This is a genomic window from Clostridium sp. CF012 (genome assembly GCF_018861755.1).
Taxonomy (GTDB): domain Bacteria; phylum Bacillota; class Clostridia; order Clostridiales; family Clostridiaceae; genus Clostridium_AD.
Genome location: NZ_JAHLEF010000055.1, coordinates 1 through 19,260, shown reverse-complemented (window position 1 = coordinate 19,260; position 19,260 = coordinate 1). Strand labels below are relative to the sequence as shown.

The 19,260-nt window shown below is 31.2% G+C and carries 18 protein-coding genes; 14 read left to right on the top strand and 4 right to left on the bottom strand.

Annotation, left to right across the window (positions count from 1 at the left end; all coding sequences use genetic code 11):
* The coding region (locus KPL50_RS25205; protein WP_216301252.1) for an acyl-CoA dehydrogenase family protein at nt 1-149 on the bottom strand (149 nt) is incomplete at its 3' end.
* 607 nt (nt 150-756) lie between these two features.
* Here KPL50_RS25205 and KPL50_RS25200 point away from each other — a divergent pair.
* The 8 genes from KPL50_RS25200 to pssA all read left to right on the top strand — a co-directional run bounded on the left by KPL50_RS25200 (nt 757) and on the right by pssA (nt 9,371).
* Nucleotides 757-1,191, top strand: coding sequence for a hydrogenase maturation protease (locus tag KPL50_RS25200; RefSeq protein WP_216301249.1), 435 nt, complete (start codon nt 757-759; stop codon nt 1,189-1,191).
* A 176-nt stretch (nt 1,192-1,367) separates the two neighbouring features.
* Entirely contained in the window at nt 1,368-2,606 is a 1,239-nt protein-coding gene (locus KPL50_RS25195) for an ATP-binding protein (protein WP_216301248.1), read from the top strand.
* 2 nt (nt 2,607-2,608) lie between these two features.
* Nucleotides 2,609-3,487 carry a response regulator gene (locus KPL50_RS25190; protein ID WP_216301247.1) on the top strand — a complete coding sequence of 293 codons (879 nt, stop codon included), beginning with the start codon at nt 2,609-2,611 and terminating at the stop codon, nt 3,485-3,487.
* 149 nt (nt 3,488-3,636) lie between these two features.
* Nucleotides 3,637-4,845, top strand: a complete 1,209-nt coding sequence (gltS, locus tag KPL50_RS25185; RefSeq protein WP_216301246.1) for a sodium/glutamate symporter — start codon at nt 3,637-3,639, stop codon at nt 4,843-4,845.
* Between the two features lie 122 nt (nt 4,846-4,967).
* Nucleotides 4,968-5,156 carry a ferredoxin gene (locus KPL50_RS25180; RefSeq protein ID WP_216301245.1) on the top strand — a complete coding sequence of 63 codons (189 nt, stop codon included), beginning with the start codon at nt 4,968-4,970 and terminating at the stop codon, nt 5,154-5,156.
* Between the two features lie 202 nt (nt 5,157-5,358).
* Nucleotides 5,359-7,071: a sigma-54-dependent Fis family transcriptional regulator gene (locus KPL50_RS25175; RefSeq protein ID WP_216301244.1), complete on the top strand. Its 1,713-nt coding sequence runs from the start codon at nt 5,359-5,361 to the stop codon at nt 7,069-7,071.
* Nucleotides 7,072-7,460: 389 nt separating this feature from the next.
* Nucleotides 7,461-8,639: an acetyl-CoA C-acetyltransferase gene (locus KPL50_RS25170; protein ID WP_216301243.1), complete on the top strand. Its 1,179-nt coding sequence runs from the start codon at nt 7,461-7,463 to the stop codon at nt 8,637-8,639.
* Nucleotides 8,640-8,852: 213 nt separating this feature from the next.
* The gene (pssA, locus tag KPL50_RS25165; RefSeq protein WP_216301242.1) at nt 8,853-9,371 is read left to right on the top strand and encodes a CDP-diacylglycerol--serine O-phosphatidyltransferase; all 519 of its coding nucleotides are present in this window, start codon (nt 8,853-8,855) and stop codon (nt 9,369-9,371) included.
* 113 nt (nt 9,372-9,484) lie between these two features.
* Here the strand turns inward: pssA and KPL50_RS25160 are convergent, their stop codons facing one another.
* On the bottom strand, nt 9,485-10,276 hold the full coding sequence (locus tag KPL50_RS25160; RefSeq protein WP_253200811.1) for a polysaccharide deacetylase family protein: 792 nt from the start codon (nt 10,274-10,276) through the stop codon (nt 9,485-9,487).
* A gap of 329 nt (nt 10,277-10,605) precedes the next feature.
* Here KPL50_RS25160 and KPL50_RS25155 point away from each other — a divergent pair, with 329 nt between their 5' ends.
* The 3 genes from KPL50_RS25155 (at nt 10,606) to hydF (ending at nt 14,298) form a co-directional block, all read left to right on the top strand.
* On the top strand, nt 10,606-10,851 hold the full coding sequence (locus tag KPL50_RS25155; RefSeq protein ID WP_216301241.1) for a TM1266 family iron-only hydrogenase system putative regulator: 246 nt from the start codon (nt 10,606-10,608) through the stop codon (nt 10,849-10,851).
* Between the two features lie 79 nt (nt 10,852-10,930).
* Nucleotides 10,931-12,346 (top strand): [FeFe] hydrogenase H-cluster radical SAM maturase HydG, encoded by a 1,416-nt coding sequence (gene hydG / locus KPL50_RS25150; protein WP_216301240.1) that lies wholly within the window; start codon nt 10,931-10,933, stop codon nt 12,344-12,346.
* A gap of 749 nt (nt 12,347-13,095) precedes the next feature.
* Nucleotides 13,096-14,298: a [FeFe] hydrogenase H-cluster maturation GTPase HydF gene (gene hydF, locus KPL50_RS25145; RefSeq protein WP_216301239.1), complete on the top strand. Its 1,203-nt coding sequence runs from the start codon at nt 13,096-13,098 to the stop codon at nt 14,296-14,298.
* Nucleotides 14,299-14,365: 67 nt separating this feature from the next.
* Here the strand turns inward: hydF and KPL50_RS25140 are convergent, their stop codons facing one another.
* Complete coding sequence (locus KPL50_RS25140; protein WP_216301238.1) at nt 14,366-14,866, bottom strand: dihydrofolate reductase; 501 nt, start codon at nt 14,864-14,866, stop codon at nt 14,366-14,368.
* Nucleotides 14,866-15,663, bottom strand: coding sequence for a thymidylate synthase (locus KPL50_RS25135; RefSeq protein WP_216301237.1), 798 nt, complete (start codon nt 15,661-15,663; stop codon nt 14,866-14,868). Before KPL50_RS25135 ends, KPL50_RS25140 begins: the two co-directional genes overlap by 1 nt.
* Nucleotides 15,664-15,991: 328 nt before the next feature.
* On the opposite strand from KPL50_RS25135, the gene KPL50_RS25130 reads away from it, so the two are divergent.
* The 3 genes from KPL50_RS25130 to KPL50_RS25120 are packed head-to-tail and all read left to right on the top strand — an operon-like array spanning nt 15,992 to nt 19,131.
* Nucleotides 15,992-16,246: a (2Fe-2S) ferredoxin domain-containing protein gene (locus KPL50_RS25130; protein WP_216301236.1), complete on the top strand. Its 255-nt coding sequence runs from the start codon at nt 15,992-15,994 to the stop codon at nt 16,244-16,246.
* Nucleotides 16,239-17,957: a [Fe-Fe] hydrogenase large subunit C-terminal domain-containing protein gene (locus tag KPL50_RS25125; protein WP_216301235.1), complete on the top strand. Its 1,719-nt coding sequence runs from the start codon at nt 16,239-16,241 to the stop codon at nt 17,955-17,957. The genes KPL50_RS25130 and KPL50_RS25125 overlap by 8 nt, the downstream gene beginning before the upstream one ends.
* Before the next feature lies 1 nt (nt 17,958).
* Nucleotides 17,959-19,131, top strand: coding sequence for a SpoIIE family protein phosphatase (locus tag KPL50_RS25120; protein WP_216301250.1), 1,173 nt, complete (start codon nt 17,959-17,961; stop codon nt 19,129-19,131).
* Nucleotides 19,132-19,260 lie beyond the last annotated feature (129 nt).

The window sequence follows — 19,260 nt, the reverse complement described above, 5'->3', positions numbered from 1 at the left end:
ATATGGTATCTAGCCATTTTCTCTACAGTTTCTGAAGGAAATCTTTCTGTTCTATCTATTTCTGCAGCTATTGGTTCAACTTCATTTATTGTAAATTCCCTTACCATTTGTTTTACAAATTCTTGTTCTTTTGTCAATCCGAAATTCATAAACCTTCCTCCTCGCTATTCTATGATAAAGATAACAAGTAGTAATTGTTATCTTTATCTTGTTTTTATAACGTTTACACATTGAAATCTTGTATTCACAAATAAGGTTAGCAAGTATAATGCCATGTTTAAATTAAAATTGTATATTTTAATTTAAATGTAGTAAATCCTTCGGGCATAGTCAAAGTATTATTTTTTAACAAACTAATTTCATCTTATTTTTTCCTTCTTTTTGTGTTTTAAAATTAGTTTTTAGTTTTTTGTTCATAATTTCGAACAAACTTATTATATTCCTAGGAAGAATGTTTTCTTTTATGAACACTTTCTTATAATATATAATATATGTGTACAGTAATTCGTACACTAAACTATAATTTAATATATATTCTTATACTACAAGTACTAAGCATAATATAGAACTAGCTTTAGATATCTTAGGTGATGAACAGTCAATAATTAAATGGAATACAGGAATCCTATATGAATTTATGAAAATTATTTAGTGTTAGAAACTGCATAATGGAAAGATTTTTTCAGTATATATTAAGGAAGGATAAATAGGGGGAGTATTTTGCATGCTGAGTTTACATGGAGGGGTTGAGTTAATATGGGGAAAAAAGTCATTGCTATAGGTAATAGGCTAATGATGGATGATGCAGTAGCAGTAATGATTTTAGAAAAAATCAAAAATACATTAGAGGATAAAGATATAGAAACTATTATAGGAGAAACAGATGTGGACTTTTGTTTTTCAAAACTAAACCAACGAGATATATTTTACATTATAGATTCAACATATTATGGTAATGTTCCAGGAACAGTAACCTTTAAAAATTTGAAAGATATTAAAATGACTAGAGGTAATTGTAGATCTATTCACTCTTTAGGGTTAATAGAACTAGTAAATATGTACAAGATGGATATTAAAGGCTATTTTATAGGAATAGAAATTGCTAATATAGATATAAATATTGGTTTAAGCAATATTCTACAGGGACAAATAGATTATATAGCTAGGGACATATTGAATTTCATATTATAATGATTCTAATATTCAATTTTAAATTTAACAATTTCTTTTAATACCTCCAAAGTAGTTATGCTTAGGGGGTATTTTGTATTGAATAGTATATGACTTGTTATTTATATGAATGTGCATTATTATTAAAATGTAGATGAATACTAAAGATATAGGAAATTTATCTTTTGGAGGGTTACATGTCAAAAACAAATAAATATATTATAATATCGTTAACTGTAGCACTATTCGGAGAGTTATATTTTTATCCCTTTGCCAGTGGTTTTAAATTTTCCGCGGGGGTAATTATTTTTAATTTGTGTGTACTTATGATGGAAGATATGTCAGAAGTAACAATGGCATTATTATGTGGAATAAGTGTATTTATGACAAGAAATATTTTTGGAATATTACTGTTACAACATGGAATTATAGATACATTTGTTATTAATTTACCATCACTTATATACTATTTAATCTATGGAGTTTTTCTTAAGGTTACTAAAGTTAAGAAATATAAAAACAGTATAGTTAGCACAATATTTATTTTAGGATTAACTGATTCGCTATGTAACATATTTGAAGCTATCATAAGAAATAGTATTAATCTCAATATTGCAAGGATTATAATTTTCGTAGGATTTATAAGAGCGGCGATAACTTATCTGGCTTACCTCACTTATAATAAACAAAAATTATTTATTTTGAATAGTGAACATCAGAAGAGATATAGATCGTTAAACTTGCTAATTTCAAATATACAGGCAGAAATGTTTTACTTAAAAAAGTCTATGAAAGATATTGAAAAGGTGATGTCAAAAAGCTATAGTTTATATGAAACCTATAAAGGTAATGAATATTTAGGAGAAAAGACACTGGATATTGCTAGAGAGGTACATGAGATAAAAAAGGACCATTATAGAGTTTTAAAAGGATTTGAGGCCCTTATGGATAATTTTGAAAATGAAGATGCTATGACGCTTTCAAATATTTTTACTATTATTAAAGACAACACAAGTAGATATATAAAAGAAAGTAATAAAGAAATAGGAATATCATTTAATTTTCAAAAGGATTTTACTGTTGTTGGTCACTATAATTTATTTGTTATGCTTAATAATCTAATCATAAATAGTATAGATGATTGTGAAAATAGTGATTCCATTAAAATATCAGAAACAGAGGATGAGGATAATATATATTTTGAGGTTTCTGATACAGGAAAAGGAATTGACGTAGATATTCTTCCCCATATTTTTAATCCGGGGTTTACTACTAAATATGATGATATAACAGGAAAAGCCTCAACAGGTATAGGACTTCCACATGTAAAGAATATTGTAGATGAATTAGGTGGTCAAATAGAAGTAAAATCAGAAGGGGATTTAGGGACTACATTTATTTTAAAGATTCCTAAAAACTCGCTAAATGGAGGATAACTATGGAAGGAACCTTTTTGATTGTTGACGATGATATCAGTATTAGAAAAATGCTAGGACTTCTCATAAAGAAAAACAATCTTGGAAAGGTTATTTGTGAAATAGATAGTGGCAGAGATGCTGTGCAGGAAATTACATTCTATAATCCGGACATAGTACTTATTGATCTTTTATTGCCCGTAGTAGACGGAATTGAAATAATGAAAGCTAGCAAAAGAGAAGGATATAAGGGCAAGTTTATTATGATATCCCAGGTTGAAGATGAATCAGTTGTATCAAGGGCATATGAAAGTGGAATAATTTTCTTTATAAGCAAGCCCATAAACAGTATAGAGGTTATTAATGTTATAAAAGGCATATGTCACAATATTGAGCTAGAAAATTCACTAGCCCTTATAAAGAGTGCGGTATTAAACTTAAATAGTTATCAAAATGTAACAAAAGAATCATTTTTAGAAGATGGAATAACTAAAATTTTCTCTGATATAGGTATTGCTGGGGCCGTAGGAAGTAAGGAATTAATAGTGATTATTCATAAAATAATAGATTTTAAGAAAAGAAATCCAATTTCTACCTACAAGCTACAAAAAATATACGATGAAATTCTACAGGGAGAACAGGGTGAGATGGAGGTAAACATAAAAGCTAATAAAAAAGCCTTAGAACAAAGGATTAGGAGAACTATTCAAAAGGCATTGGAAACTATATCAGAGCTAGGTTGTGATGATTATAGTAACAGTGTTTTTATGGAGTATAGCACCTTACTATTTGACTTTAAACAAGTAAGGCAAGAAATGAGACATATAAACAATGCTTTAGAGGAACCTGGAAAGATAAATACAAAAAAATTTATTGAAAGCATTATTACAAAACTAAGCTAATAATATCTGTTCCTATAATAAATCATAGGAATAGTTTGAAAATTTAATCTTTAAATGAAGTATTTTGTAGTATTCTGTTGTTATTTGTATAAGTCACTTATAATATATTATATAATGTAATGTAGACAAATTATAGGGAGGCACAACAAATGGCTTTTAAATTAGATATGATTCAAGCAGCAGCACTAGCAGTTGTTGTTCTATTTATAGGACAACAAATTAAAAATAAGTTAGTTTTTTTGGACAGGTACTGTATACCAGCACCAGTAATCGGAGGACTAATTTTTGCAATAATAACTTTAATACTAAAAGTAAGTAACATACTGATTTTTGATATGGATATAACCCTTCAAAAATTATTTATGACGGCATTCTTTACAACTATTGGCTTTACTGCAAGTCTTAAACTACTAAAAAAAGGTGGAAAAGGAGTTTTTATTTTTTTAGGAATATCCATAGTACTGTGCGTTCTTCAAGACATTACAGGAGTCACACTTGCAAAGATGTTTGGGTTAAATCCACTTATAGGTCTTAGTACAGCTTCTGTTCCTATGGTTGGTGGACATGGGACATCAGGTGCCTTTGGTCCTGCTTTTGAAAAAGCAGGAGCAGTAGGTGCAACCACTGTAGCAATGGCATCAGCCACCTTTGGTTTAATTATGGGTAGTATCATTGGCGGACCTATAGGAAAAAGATTAATTGAGAAGAACAATCTTTCATATCCTATGAAAACGATTAATAATGATGCAGTTAAAGAGGCTGCAGCAACAAAAGAGGACACAGGAAAACAGCTAAACCCTGATAATTTTATGGGTGCTGCATCTCTGATTTTACTAGCTATGGGAATAGGTACAATTATATCCATGCTTTTAGAAAAAACAGGCATGACTTTTCCACCATACATAGGTGCTATGTTTGCAGCTGCAATACTTCGAAATATATCTGATTCTACAAATTCCTTTAAAGTTCACTTAGATGAAATCGATATAATAGGAGGTGTTTCCTTATCTCTATTCTTATCTATGGCGTTAATGGGATTAAAGCTATGGCAATTAGCAGATTTGGCTTTACCTTTAATAGTAATGTTATTAGCTCAGACCGTATTAATGGGAATGTTTGCATATTTTGTAACCTTCAATTTAATGGGGAGAGATTATGACGCAGCAGTAATGGCCGCTGGTAATTGTGGATTTGGTATGGGTGCAACGCCAAACGCAATGGCTAACATGGGAGCTATGACAGCTAAATTTGGTGTTGCTCCAAGAGCATTTTTTATTGTGCCACTGGTGGGGAGTTTATTTATAGATTTCTGTAACGCTGGGATTATTACAGCCTTTGTGAATATTTTTGGAAAATAATAAGCTCTTACATTTTTGGTAACTGTGGTTACATATTATAAAAGGTAAGTATATTATTATATAATTGTGGCAAAACATATAAATAATTATTTATAAAAAATTTAAATTAAGGAGTGGTCACAATGAAAGCTTATGTGGATAAGAACGAATGTATAGGTTGTGGATTATGCCCAGAGGTATGTCCTGAAATTTTTAAAATGGAAGAGGACGGAAAAGCTGTGGCATCTAAAAATGAAGTTCCAGAAAATTTAATTTCTAGTGCAAAAGAAGCAGAAGAACAGTGCCCGGTCACTGCTATTACAGTAGAATAAAGTAAAAATAAAAATAGAAGATTTGGTTAAAGGTAAAAAGAATAAGAAGTGATAAGAAAGTCGAAAATAGCGAGAAAATATCTCGCTATTTTTATTTGCCCAAATTATAAATTAAGTATTAGCAAAGGATTTTTAACTTATGGCTTGATAAAAAAAACTATGAACTTTATAATTGAGCTATAAGCTTTAAGGAAGGTGACAAATGGAAACAACCAATGATTACTATAATGAAGTTTTATGTAGTATTAATGAAGGTGTTATTCTTATAGACAATAAAGGCATCATAAAAATCATTAATAATGCTGCTGAAAAAATGTTAAGGGTTAATGCAGACAATAGCATAGGAAAATACATATTAGATATATTTCCACATAGTGAATTATTAAGTGTAATTGAAAATGGAGAAATACAAGTAAATATAAAAGAAAAAAAATTTATTGTAACCCGTAAACGGATAACTGTTAAGGATGAAGTTATAGGTGCACTCCAAATATTTAGTGAAAAGAAAGAAGATAATCGGTTTGCGGATGTGCGAGATAAAGGTGACCCTTCTGAAAATATTTTAAATACAATTATTGATACTGTAGATGAGTGTGTAGTTGTAGTAGATAAAAATGGGATAATTACTATGATGAGTAATGCATATAAAGAACTTACTAATTGTGAAAATCCAGAGGGAAAACATGTAACCCAGGTTATTGAAAACACAAAATTGCATATAGTAGCAAGGACTGGCGAAAAACAATTTGGAGAATTTCAAGAGGCTAATGGACATAAAATGATTTCTATGAGAGTTCCTATAAAGGAAAACGGTAAAATTATAGGGGCCATTGGAAAAGTAATGTTTAAGGATTTGAGCAATTTTAAAATATTGAGTAATAAACTGTGGAATTTGGAAAAAGAAGTTGAATACTATAAAAATGAGTTATGCACGGATGGAAAGGCAATATATACTTTTAATAATATTATAGGACACAGCACTAAGAGCCACGAGGTAATGAAAATGGCCATAAGAATGGCTAAAATAGATTCAAACGTTTTAATTACTGGTGAAAGCGGAACTGGTAAAGAACTTTTCGCTCATTCTATTCACAATGCCAGCAGAAGATGTCTAAAACCCTTTGTGAAAATCAACTGTGGAGCTATCCCAGCAGAGCTTTTTGAGTCTGAAATGTTTGGATATGAAGAAGGAGCTTTTACTGGTGCTAAAAGATCAGGTAAGAAAGGTAAATTTGAACATGCAAATGGGGGAACCATTTTATTAGATGAAATTGGTGATATGCCTATGAATATGCAAGTTAAACTTCTAAGGGTTATTCAAGAAAAAGAGCTAGTCAGGGTTGGTGGAAATGATGTTATCAAAATTGATGTACGAATTATTGCTTCTACTAATAAGTCCTTAGAAGGATTAATTAGTGATGGAAAATTTAGAGAAGATTTGTATTACAGATTGGATGTTATGCATTTGAAATTACCTTCCTTACGAGAAAGAATAGAAGACATTGAAGAATTGTCAAATGAGCTTCGAATAAAAATAAGTAAAAAATATGGAGTTTACACTGAAGGCATTTCTAGTGAAGCCATTGATTATTTGAAATCTTATAGCTGGCCGGGAAATATAAGGCAACTTGAAAATGTAATAGAAAGAGCTATAAATTTGCTAGATGCAGAGCTTTGTATAATGCCAAAGCATTTGCCAGAGAAGATAATAAAAAATAAGATAAAAAAATATTCATTAGAAAATAATTATTTGAAAGATGTTGTTGAAACTATTGAAAAGGATCTTATTATGGAGTGTATAAGAGAAACAGGTGGTAATAAAAGAGAAACAGCGAAAATATTAGGGCTTAGCAGAGCTGGATTATATAAAAAATTAAACCGATATAATTTAATGGAAATAGCCAATCTACAATAATGCACATGTAAACTTTATTTACATGTGTTGTTTTATATGAATAATAGTTATAGTATAGTAGGCGATAATTGGCTGAAAAACAAAATGCATACATACATCAAGGCATTGGAAATACTTTCGGTGATTTTTTTAACAATAAAGTTATAATATTAACAAGTTTAAAAGGTGAAAATTCATGGAGATATTGATGTAAACTAAGTTTACACTTGAAATTATAATTTGTGTTATAATAAGAAAAGACGTTGATATAGCGCGATGTACGAGATTTTATTAACTTGGCATGAAAAATGCTAGTAATATATACACATAGGAAAAAAATTAGATCGAATGAAAAATTCCTATTATATTATAATAATCTATTAGAGGAATAAATAATTGGAGGTTAAAATATGAGAGACGTAGTAATTGTAGCAGCAGTAAGAACAGCAATAGGAAGTTTTGGTGGAGCGTTATCAAAATTGTCAGCTGTAGAAATAGGAACCATTGCAGCTAAAGAGGCAATAAAAAGATCGGGTGTTAAACCGGAACTAATAGAGGAAGCTATTATCGGAAACGTAATTCAAGCAGGGCTTGGACAAAATGTTGCAAGACAAATATCTATATATGCAGGTATGTCTGAAGAATCTTCAGCGCTTACAATAAATAAAATATGTGGTTCAGGACTAAGAGCTGTAAGCATGGCGGCACAATTTATAATGTGTGGAGATGCAGATATAGTTTTAGCTGGTGGAACTGAAAGCATGAGTAATGCTCCATATGCACTTCCAAACAATAGATGGGGTGCAAAAATGGGAGATGGAAAAATAGTTGATACTATGATTAATGATTCTCTTTGGGATGCATTTAATAACTATCATATGGGCGTTACTGCAGAAAATATTGCAGAGAAATGGAATATAACAAGAGAAGAGCAGGATCAATTTGCTTTAAAAAGTCAATTAAAGGCTGAAAAAGCTATAAAAGAAGGCAAATTTAAAGATGAGATTGTCCCAGTTTCAATACCTCAAAGAAAAGGTGACCCAATAATATTTGATACAGATGAATTTCCAAAGGCTGGTTCAACTATAGAAAAACTAGGAAAATTAAAACCAGCCTTTAAAAAAGATGGTACTGTAACAGCTGGTAATTCATCAGGAATAAATGATGGTGCAGCTATGTTTATAGTAATGTCAAAGGCAAAAGCTGAGGAATTAGGAGTTAAACCTCTAGTTACAATAAAAGCTTATGCATCAGGTGGGGTAGATCCAAAAATAATGGGATATGGACCAGTTCCTGCATCTAAAAAGGCATTACAAAAGGCAGGAATGACTGTAGGGGATTTAGATTTAATAGAAGCTAACGAAGCATTTGCTGCTCAATCCTTAGCTGTAGCTAAAGATTTAGGCTTTAATACAGAAATAGTAAATGTTAACGGTGGAGCTATAGCATTAGGTCACCCAGTAGGAGGTTCAGGAGCAAGAATACTTGTTACATTAATACATGAAATGATAAAAAGAAATTCTAAAACTGGACTTGCTACCTTATGTATAGGTGGAGGCCAAGGAACTTCCATTATTGTTGAAAGATAATTAAATTAAATTAAAGATCGGCAAAAATGCTGGTCTTTTTTTTATTGTCCTAGAAAACCATGCAATTATAGGTAAATTTAATAATATTAACCTAAAGATTTGTTATAAATTAGTGATGAATAAAATTTAAGATAGATTTAATAATAATGTATCATATTACTAAAGAATAACTTTTACTATTATGGTATAATCATAATCATAGGAGTGATATAGATGGTTAAAATAAAAAATGCGTTGCCAAACATTTTCACCTTAAGTAATATGTCTTGTGGAATAATGTCTATACTTATGAGCTTTGAAGGCAATTATAAATTAGCGGCACTATTTATTCTTTTAGCAGGAATATTTGATAGATACGATGGAAGAATAGCTAGATTTTTAAAAGTAGATAACGATTTAGGAAAAGAACTGGATTCATTATGTGATTTAATATCTTTTGGTGTAGCACCTTCCATATTAATATTTAATATTTATAATTTTGTTCAACTAGGTTCTATTGGATATTTAATGGTTTTGGTTTTTCCAGTAGCAGGGGCATATAGATTAGCAAAATATAATATTACAGATTTTGATGGTGTTTTTTCAGGGATACCTATCACTATTACAGGCACATTTTTGGCGCTGTATGCACTATTTGTGTTTAATCGACCTTTAAATTTAGGACCTACTATTTTACTAATGATTGTATTATCTTATTTGATGGTAAGTAAATTTAAATTTAAAAAAATGTAATAATATATTTATAGTAAGACATTTAAGTTTAAATAAGATTGTAATGTAATTTTAATAAAATATATTTTAAAATGCAATTATTGTAGTTGCCTCACCTTAGGGTGAGGCTTTTTTTACTTTTTAAATCTGTAGTAATATTCAGGTGTAGCTTCGGTAATAGCTTTAAATTCATAGCCTAAATCTTCATAATATTTTATGATTTCAGGTAGAGCTTTTACAGTGTTCTTATTATTGAAATTGCAATGCATTAGAATTATGGCTGCACTTTTATTGCCTTTAATTGTTTTTGAGTTGCAAATAAGCTGGGCGGCACTTAAATTAGGGTTTATACCATCATATATATTAACATTCCAATCGTACACCTTAAAATTGTTTTTATGAAGAGCATCTAAGGAAAGAGCAGTTAAACGCTTAGAACTACCACCAGGAAACCTAATAATCTTAGGTGAAAAACCTGTAACCTCTTCTATTTTATGGGCGGTTTTTGTCATTTCATCAATAAAATCCTCCATACTTTTATAAATTTTTTTGAAATTATGACTGTAGGTGTGAAGGCCTATACCATGACCCTCATCATATATTCTCTTAAGAATTGACTCCTTCCCTTCAATTTCCTTACCTACTACAAAAAAGGTAGCTTTTACATTTTGCTTTTTTAATACATCTAATAGCTGGGCTGTAATAACGTGAGTAGGACCATCATCAAAAGTTAAATAAACAAATTTTGGGGGTGTTATGTCCCCAGAATCTTTTAGTGAAAAATTTGAAGACAATGCTGGGATGCTTTTCACTATATTATTCATATGGGAATTGCTAGCTAATATTAAAACAAGATATGTAATAAAAAAAAGAAGAATACATTTTTTTCTCAGGATCATATTATCACCTACCTTTAATTTTTTCATAATTAGTTTACCCAAAGTAATCACTATTAAAGCAGTATATTTTAATTTGTAATTCATTGATAAAACATTGACAATGAACACTAAAATTTTGTATAATTACTTTATTCGGTATAGCTAGAATCTTCTGACTGTATGGAAAAATAAACTTATAATTAATATTTTAAATTTGAACCTAATTGTAAAGAGTTTTCTAAGCAAAAAGAGGGCAAAAGTATTAAACACTAATAGGTGTACTTTGACCTTTTACATTTTGTAAAAGGTTTTATTAATTGGAAAAAAATTTAAATACCTTGGGGTAAAAAAACATAGTAAAAGAATAGAGGAGTAATATGGAAAAAAGAATTGGCGTTGTAGGAATTATAATAGAAGAATTTACTAATGCGACTTTTGTTAACGAGATACTTCACGATTTTGGAAGTTTAATTGTAGGAAGAATTGGAGTACCCTATAAAGACAGAGGAATATTTGTGATTTCTATAATTGTTGATGGAACAATGGATGAAATAAGTGCAATGACAGGTAAAATTGGAAAAATTCCAGGGGTAAATGTTAAATCAGCAATAACTAAACAATAGAAAATAAATCAAAAGATATAATGAAAAAAATAAAAAAACAAAACGAGAAAATAAAAAAATATATTGGAGGAGTTTAAAAATGAGTGAATATAAAGCTGAAGATTTTATAATTGATTCTGAAATAGTGCAGTCTATGGAATACGGAAAGAAAATGGCTGAGGATAAAGCTTTTGTGGTGGAACTTTTAAATAAAGCTAAAACCTGTGTTGGGCTTACTCATAGAGAGGCTTCTGTGCTTTTAAATATAGAAGATCCTGATTTATTGCAAGAGATGTTTAAAAGTGCTAAAGAAATTAAAGAAAAAATATATGGCAAGCGAATAGTAATTTTTGCACCACTATATGTAAGTAATTATTGCATAAATAACTGTCAGTATTGCGGGTACAAGCATTCAAACCATAGTATTTCAAGAAAAAAACTTGATATAGAGGAGCTAAAAGAAGAAGTAAAAATTTTAGAGTCGTTAGGTCATAAAAGATTAGCTCTTGAAGTTGGAGAAGATCCAGTTAATACACCAATCGAATATGTACTTGATTGCATTAAAAATATTTACTCAATAAAATTTGAGAATGGAAGTATTAGAAGAATAAATGTAAATATTGCAGCTACAACTGTTGAAGAATATAAAATGCTTAAAGATGCAGAGATAGGAACATATATATTGTTTCAAGAAACCTACCATAAAGAAACCTATGAAAGAATTCATCCTGAGGGACCAAAACATAATTATAATTATCATACAACAGCAATGGATAGAGCAAAGCAGGCAGGTATAGACGACGTAGGTATTGGAGTTCTTTATGGTTTATATGAATATAAATACGATACAATAGCAATGCTAATGCATGCAGAACACTTAGAAGCATCTACAGGGGTAGGACCTCATACTGTGTCAGTACCAAGGTTAAGGCCAGCAGAAAATGTAAGTCTTAAAGACTATCCATATTTAGTAACAGATGAGCATTTTAAAAAATTGGTGGCAGTGCTCAGACTTGCCGTTCCTTACGCAGGAATGCTTTTATCCACAAGAGAGGATATAAAATTCAGAGAAGAAGTTTTAGCCTTGGGTGTATCGCAAGTTAGTGCAGGTTCATGTACTGGGGTTGGTGGATATGCTGATGAATATAGTGGCCATAAAAGTGAAGAAAAACCACAATTTGAGATTGGAGATCATAGATCGCCTAAAGAAATTATAAAAAGCCTATGTGAAGGTGGATATATTCCAAGTTATTGTACTGCTTGTTATAGAGAAGGAAGAACTGGGGATAGATTCATGAGACTTGCAAAGAGTGGACAGATACACAATGTATGTCAACCTAATGCTCTTTTAACCTTAAAGGAATTTATATTGGATTATGGTGATGAAAATATGAAAGAAATAGTAGAAGAAACTATAAGAAAAGGACTGGAAGAGATACCAAATGAGAAATCAAGAGAGGCAACGAAGGAGAAATTAGACAGAATAGAAAAGGGCGAGAGAGATTTAAGATTCTAGCAAAGATTCAAGTATCAAAACATGAAGGTTCGGCATGTAGGATGCTCTGATAGTAGAGAATTCGTCAACAGACTCTAAGTTTATTCCATGAAAAAGTTCCTAACGCACTTATTCGACGTCCTGTCTCAGAAGTGCTAGCAGCCCATCCTGGGCTGCTTACGTAACTTTTTCATTCCATAAACTAAGAGTCTGTAAAACTCATTATATACTATCTGCCACATTCCTACATGCTTTCACCTTCATGACTATAGATCTTAATTATCCTATATACTTTGCATAAGAACTTTAAACTAGAAATTTGATTAAGAATTTCTAAATCAAATTTCAATGTTTATGCGTCACTTATTGCAAATCACTACGGATAAACTTCATACTTGATATAATGTAATATATATTGCGATTTAATCATCTTTGCAAGTAAGAAGAATAGAAGCATAGAAAGATAGAAACATAGAAATATAGAAATGTTTATATGTTTCTATGTATAAACAAATAATTTTATAGGTACTTGTAGAGGGTTAAAATAAAAGATGTGGATAGTTTTTTAGATTGAGCTTAAAATGTGGAAAAAATACACTCTTATCATCTGATCTGTGGATAATATTTTGTGGGATTAGATTTATTTTCTAGCAGTGGTGGGAAGATAAAAGCCTGTCGGCTGAAAGCGTGGGGTGGTAGAGGGGAGTAGGATTTCAATTTCATGACTATTTTTTTTAGAAAATATGTATAGAGCAAGGGAGGTATAGGGGATGCAGCAAACACCGAATTCTAATAGGCTTCATATAGCTATATTTGGGAAAAGGAATGTGGGTAAGTCTAGTTTGATCAATTCACTTACGGCGCAAGATATTGCTTTAGTATCTGAGGTGGCAGGGACTACTACGGATCCTGTATATAAGGCTATGGAGCTACTTCCAATAGGGCCTGTTGTGATTATAGATACTGCGGGACTTGATGATAAGGGAGAAATTGGGGAGCTTAGAATAAAGAAGACTAAAGAAGTTATGGATAAAACGGATTTAGCTCTGCTTGTTATAGATGGAAATGTGGGAGATTTAACCTTTGAGTGTGAATGGTATGAAGATTTAAAGAAAAGAAAAATTCCTGTAGTTGGAGTTATCAATAAGGTTGATAAAGGCGATGTGGAATTAGATAGGATCCAAAGGGTTATAAATATAGATTTTGTTAAGGTTAGCGCTAAGGATAAAGTGAATATTGATGAACTTAAAAAGGCTATTATGAAGATGGCTCCAGTGGATTTTGAAAAAAGTACAATTGTTGGGGATATAGTAAAACCAAAGGCAATAGTACTCGTTGTAGCTCCACAAGATATTCAGGCACCAAAAGGGAGATTAATACTTCCACAGGTTCAAATAATAAGGGATCTTCTTGATAATGATGCAATGGCTCTAGTGGTAAAGGATAGTGAACTTGAGGACATTTTAGCTACTCTAAAGAATAAACCTGATTTAGTAATTACGGATTCTCAGGTGTTTAAGAAAGTTAATTCTATTATACCAAAGGATGTACCGCTTACCTCTTTTTCTATACTTATGGCTAGGTATAAAGGAGATTTAAACAGTTTAGTTAAAGGTGCGAGGGCTATAGATACTCTAAAACCAGGGGATAAGGTTCTTATAGCAGAAGCTTGTACTCACCATCCTCTAGAAGGAGATATAGGGCGAGGAAAACTTCCTATGTGGCTTCAGGAAAAAGTAGGTGGAAAGCTTGATATCACAGTCTGCGTCGGAAGTTCTTTCCCAGAGGATTTAAGCGAATATAAGCTGATACTTCATTGTGGAGCTTGTATGTTTAATAGGCAACAGTTAATGTCAAGAATTAAAAGGGCTAATATTGAACAAATGCCTATTACCAATTTTGGCATAGCTATAGCCCATATAAATGGTATATTAGATAGAGTGCTTAGCGCTTTTGAAGAAGATGATTTTTAAGAGTATATTCTTAGATAAATTAATATCCACAACTAAGACGGATTAAAGGTTTTAGTTGTGGATATTTTTATTTCACCTTAACAGTACGTTCCAAGGTTAGAAAAGTGTATGATGTTGTTTTATCATCATTAATGTACCCAGTTTCTTCTTCTCTAATATTCCACTCTGAATAATTTAGTTCAGGGAAGAATATATCAGCATTATATTCCTTATGCACTTTTGTTAAATATATCTTATTACAATAAGGTAATAATAACTTGTAAATCATTCTGCCACCTATGACAAAGTATTCTTTACTTTGTTCCAAGAAAGCGAATAACTCTTCCTTAGAATTTAAAACAGTAACTCTTTCATCATTTATAATAAAATCTTTATTTTGAGTAATAACAATATGGTGTCTTCCAGGAAGAATACCAGGAAGAGATTCGAAGGTCTTTCTCCCCATTATAATAGTGTTTCCACTTGTAATTTGTTTAAATCTTTTTAAATCTTTTGAAAAATGCCAAAGCAATTCATTATTTCTTCCTATGGCAAAATTATCTCCAATAGCGACGATACAAGTAAGCATTATACAGCAACACTCCCTAAATTTATTTTCCCAAGATGGTTATAACATATAAGTTTAACGTCTTCTGCGGTGAAGTCATAAAAGTTTTTAATTTCTGGATTGATCCAAAACTTAGGGGCCTCTAAGGCTTCTTCTTTTCTTGAAAGCTGTAATTTTAATCCTTCAATATGATTTTCATAGACATGTGCATTATTTATAACATGAGTTAATAACCCCGCTTTTAATCCTGTAACTTGTGCTATCATATGAACTAAGACTGCATATTGACTTGTGTTAAACGGTACTCCAAGCCCCATATCTCCAGACCTTTGTACTAACATACAATTTAGCTTTCCATTAGTTACATCCCACATAGTTAAAAAACAGCAAGGTTGAAGTGCCATTTTAGGAAGATCTTCTATATTCCACAAGTTCATAATCATTCTTCGGTCTTGAGGATTATTTTTCAAAGCCTCAATAAGTGTATCTATTTGATGATACTTTGCTATTTGAAAACCATAGGCATTGCCTATAGATCCATCTTCTAAAGCCCATTTATCCCATATATGAACATTTTGTTCTTGAAGTTTTTTTACATCATTAGATTGATCTTTGAAAATCCAAAGCAATTCTTTTACTGCTGTTTTAAAAGCAACAAATTTAGTTGTTAATATTGGAAACCCTTCTTCTAAATCAAATTGCATAATTTGGTGTGGAATCTTTAAAGTTGCAATCTCAGTACGGTTTCGGTCGTAGTATCCTTTTTCTATAATTCTTTTAACAATATCAAGATATTGTCTGTCCATTTCATTTAACATAATTTATCTTTAGTGATAAGTGTACATTGACTCAAACCCACTAAATACTCACTTCCTTTCTATATACCCTGTACAAGGCACCAAAAGTTATGTGCCCATATTCTACAAATGTGTTTTAAATATTATATCATGAAATTTCAATAACATTTTAAAACATAGCAAAAATTTCTTTTATTCTGTATATTAAAAAAATCAAAATGATTGTTAAAAAAAAATCAAAGCTACTATATTAATTTTATAGTAATTGGTGTAAAATTTAATTATATAAACAAGAAATAGTAAATTATAAAATAAATATAAGGTAACTTAACTTGAGGGGATGATAATAATGGTAACTATTAGTGTTTGTGTTGGAAGTGCCTGTCATTTAAAAGGGTCTTATAAAGTAATAGAAGGGTTACAAAGGCTAATTAAAGAAAACAAGGTTGACCAGAGGGTAGAAATTAAAGGGGCGTTTTGTATTGGTAGATGCACAGAGGGGGTTTCTGTTATGCTAAATGATGAAGATTTCTTTTCCTTAAATGAGAATAATGTAGATTCATTTTTTCGTGAAACTATCATGAAAGGCCTATCAAATGAGTAATATAAATTTTTCTAAAGCATATTGTAAAAATTGTTATAAATGTCTTCGCTCATGTCCTGTGAAGGCAATAAAATTTGAGAATGAACAAGCTACCATAGATGAGGAGAGATGTATAGAATGTGGCCATTGCCTTACTATATGCCCGCAAAATGCTAGAGAAATTAAAAGTGATGTGGAGGTTGTTAAAAGTGCTATAAATTCAGGGAAAAAAATTATAGCAAGTTTAGCCCCATCCTTCGCAGGCTATTTTGATGTGGAGCAAGGCAGAGTTGTAGCGGTTTTAAAAAAGTTAGGATTTAGTATAATAGAAGAAACTGCAGTTGGTGCAGAAATAGTAGCTGATTTATATAATGATTATATTGTAGAGCATAAGAGAGATGTTTATATAACCACATCATGCCCATCTGCTAACTACTTAGTAGAAAAATACTTTGAAGAAATTATGACCTATTTGATTCCTGTGGTATCACCAATGATAGCCCATGGAAAAGTACTAAAGGAGAAATTTGGTGGAGATAGCTTTGTTGTATTTATAGGACCATGCCTTGCAAAAAAATCTGAGTTTGAATATTTTCTAAAGGATAATGTAATTGATGCAGTATTAACTTTCGATGAATTAAATTCGTGGATTACTGAATCCAGTATAGAAATACATGATTTGGAGGAAGAAAATTTTAATGTTAACTCATATAGTAAAGGCCAAGGCTTTCCTATGGGTGGCGGTATCATTGAGGCAATGGGAGAGAAGTTAAAACAAAGTTCGCTTAGTATCATTACTGTAAGTGGTATGGAAGAATGCATAGAGGTATTTAATAGTATTAAAAATGGTGATTTAAAGGGAGTATTAATTGAAGCTAGTGCATGTAAGGGAAGTTGTATCGGCGGGCCCGTCATGGTTAAAAATGGTGAGAATTACTATACAAAACTACGAAAAGTTAAAAACTATATAAAGAGTCGTAAAAACTACAATGATCCAATTAGTACAGAGATTCCAAATAATATTAACTTCAATAGGAAATTTATAGAAAAATCTATTAAAAAATCTATAGCCTCTGAAGAACAGATTGCAGCAATTATGAAAAAAATGGGTAAATATGAACTTATAGATGAACTAAATTGTGGAGTGTGTGGATATAATTCTTGTAGGGAAAAGGCCCAAGCTGTTTTTGAAGGTATGGCTGAAACTACTATGTGTCTCCACTATATGAGAACTAGAGCAGAAAGCCTTTCTAACGAAATTGTTGAAAATACGGCGTCTAATCTAATTCTATTAGATGGAGAAATGAATGTAGTTGAGATTAATCCAGCTGCCAAAGCTATATTTAAAATACAATCTCAAAATATCATAGGTAAGCCTATATCCCTACTTATTGATGACACGAATTTTAAAAAGGTAAGAGAATCTGGAAAAAATATAATAGGCAAAAAAGTTGCTTATCCACAGTATGGTGTAGTGTTTATAGAGAATATAGTGTATCTTCCTAAACAAGACATGGTACTTGCAAGTATGATTAATATTGTGACAGAAGAGAAAAATAAAAAAGAACTAATGAAGGTTAAAGAAAACACTTTAAATGCTGCTCAAGAGGTTATAGAAAAGCAAATGAGAGTTGCACAAGAAATAGCAAGTTTGCTTGGTGAGACCACCGCAGAAACAAAAATTATCTTAACGAAGTTAAAGAAAATAGTGGCAGGCGAAGATGGTGAATAAAATGGAAATGTTTATTGATGTAGCTTACGATAGTTTAATTAAAAAGGATGAGGAACTCTGCGGGGATAGGGTAGAAATAATAAGACTTGAGGATAGCACTATAATTGTTATGGCAGATGGTCTAGGTAGTGGCGTGAAAGCGAATATATTAGCTTCATTAACATCTAAAATTGCTAGTACTATGCTTAAGGAAGGCGCAGATATCTATGAAACTGTAGATACTATAGTAAACACATTACCTGTGTGTAAGGTTAGGGAAATTGCTTATTGTACTTTTACTCTAATGAAAATATATAATGATGGAAGGGCCTATATTGCAGAATATGATAATCCACCTTTCTTTTTACTGAGGAACAATAAGGGCATTGAAGTGGAGAAAAAGGAAAGTATTATCAATGAAAAAAAAGTAGTTGAAAGTCATTTTATACTGCAAGAGGGTGACGTTATTACGGTAGTCAGTGATGGATGTATCCATGCTGGCATCGGAAATATATTAAATTTAGGCTGGAGCTGGGATAATGTACAAAATTATTTGACTCGGAATACACAATGTAGGCGGAGTGCAAAAAACATAGAAAAAGATTTAATTCAGGTATGTTGGGATTTATATGGAGGGAAACCTGGAGATGATACTACTGTTGTATGTGTAAAAGCTAGAAAGCCAGAAGTTATTGATCTATTTACCGGTCCTCCTCAGAATGAAGGTCATGATAGCTATGTTATTAAAGAGTTCATGAGTGGACCTGGAAAGAAGGTAATTTGTGGGGGGACAACTTCTAATATTGTAAAGAGAGAACTTGGGCGCGAACTTAAAGTAAATTTAGACTTTTATGATAAAGATGTACCACCTACGGCAACTATGGAGGGAATAGATTTAATAACTGAAGGGGTTTTAACTTTAAGTAAGGCCTTAGAAAAGTTAAGGGATTATGAAGCGAGTTTTTCAAAACAGCAATCTTACTGTAATTTAGATGGTCTCGACGGAGCTAGCAGACTTGTTAAAATGCTAATAGAGGATTGTACTCATTTTAATTTATGGGTTGGAAAGGCTATAAATCCAGCACATCAAAATCCGAATTTTCCAATAGATTTGAGTATTAAGCTAAAACTTGTGAATGAACTAGCAGAGCACATGAAAAAATTAGGTAAGCATGTTAACATTAATTATCTATAAAAAAAACAGCAGTTATATCGAGGCCACTGAAAAACTATAAGAAACGTCATCAATTTTGAGATGACGTTTTTTTTGAGCAATTTTTTAATTCAAAAAGGATTTTTGATGTTTATGTCGAATATGTATAGT

Coding starts and splice junctions, on each gene's coding strand:
- KPL50_RS25170 (WP_216301243.1), top strand. CDS start 7,461: ATGAGAGACGTAGTAATTGTAGCAGCAGTAAGAACAGCAATAGGAAGT.
- gltS (WP_216301246.1), top strand. CDS start 3,637: ATGGCTTTTAAATTAGATATGATTCAAGCAGCAGCACTAGCAGTTGTT.
- pssA (WP_216301242.1), top strand. CDS start 8,853: ATGGTTAAAATAAAAAATGCGTTGCCAAACATTTTCACCTTAAGTAAT.
- KPL50_RS25180 (WP_216301245.1), top strand. CDS start 4,968: ATGAAAGCTTATGTGGATAAGAACGAATGTATAGGTTGTGGATTATGC.
- KPL50_RS25195 (WP_216301248.1), top strand. CDS start 1,368: ATGTCAAAAACAAATAAATATATTATAATATCGTTAACTGTAGCACTA.
- hydF (WP_216301239.1), top strand. CDS start 13,096: ATGCAGCAAACACCGAATTCTAATAGGCTTCATATAGCTATATTTGGG.
- hydG (WP_216301240.1), top strand. CDS start 10,931: ATGAGTGAATATAAAGCTGAAGATTTTATAATTGATTCTGAAATAGTG.
- KPL50_RS25160 (WP_253200811.1), bottom strand. CDS start 10,276: ATGAAAAAATTAAAGGTAGGTGATAATATGATCCTGAGAAAAAAATGT.
- KPL50_RS25130 (WP_216301236.1), top strand. CDS start 15,992: ATGGTAACTATTAGTGTTTGTGTTGGAAGTGCCTGTCATTTAAAAGGG.
- KPL50_RS25155 (WP_216301241.1), top strand. CDS start 10,606: ATGGAAAAAAGAATTGGCGTTGTAGGAATTATAATAGAAGAATTTACT.
- KPL50_RS25190 (WP_216301247.1), top strand. CDS start 2,609: ATGGAAGGAACCTTTTTGATTGTTGACGATGATATCAGTATTAGAAAA.
- KPL50_RS25200 (WP_216301249.1), top strand. CDS start 757: ATGGGGAAAAAAGTCATTGCTATAGGTAATAGGCTAATGATGGATGAT.
- KPL50_RS25135 (WP_216301237.1), bottom strand. CDS start 15,663: ATGTTAAATGAAATGGACAGACAATATCTTGATATTGTTAAAAGAATT.
- KPL50_RS25140 (WP_216301238.1), bottom strand. CDS start 14,866: ATGCTTACTTGTATCGTCGCTATTGGAGATAATTTTGCCATAGGAAGA.
- KPL50_RS25125 (WP_216301235.1), top strand. CDS start 16,239: ATGAGTAATATAAATTTTTCTAAAGCATATTGTAAAAATTGTTATAAA.
- KPL50_RS25175 (WP_216301244.1), top strand. CDS start 5,359: ATGGAAACAACCAATGATTACTATAATGAAGTTTTATGTAGTATTAAT.
- KPL50_RS25120 (WP_216301250.1), top strand. CDS start 17,959: ATGGAAATGTTTATTGATGTAGCTTACGATAGTTTAATTAAAAAGGAT.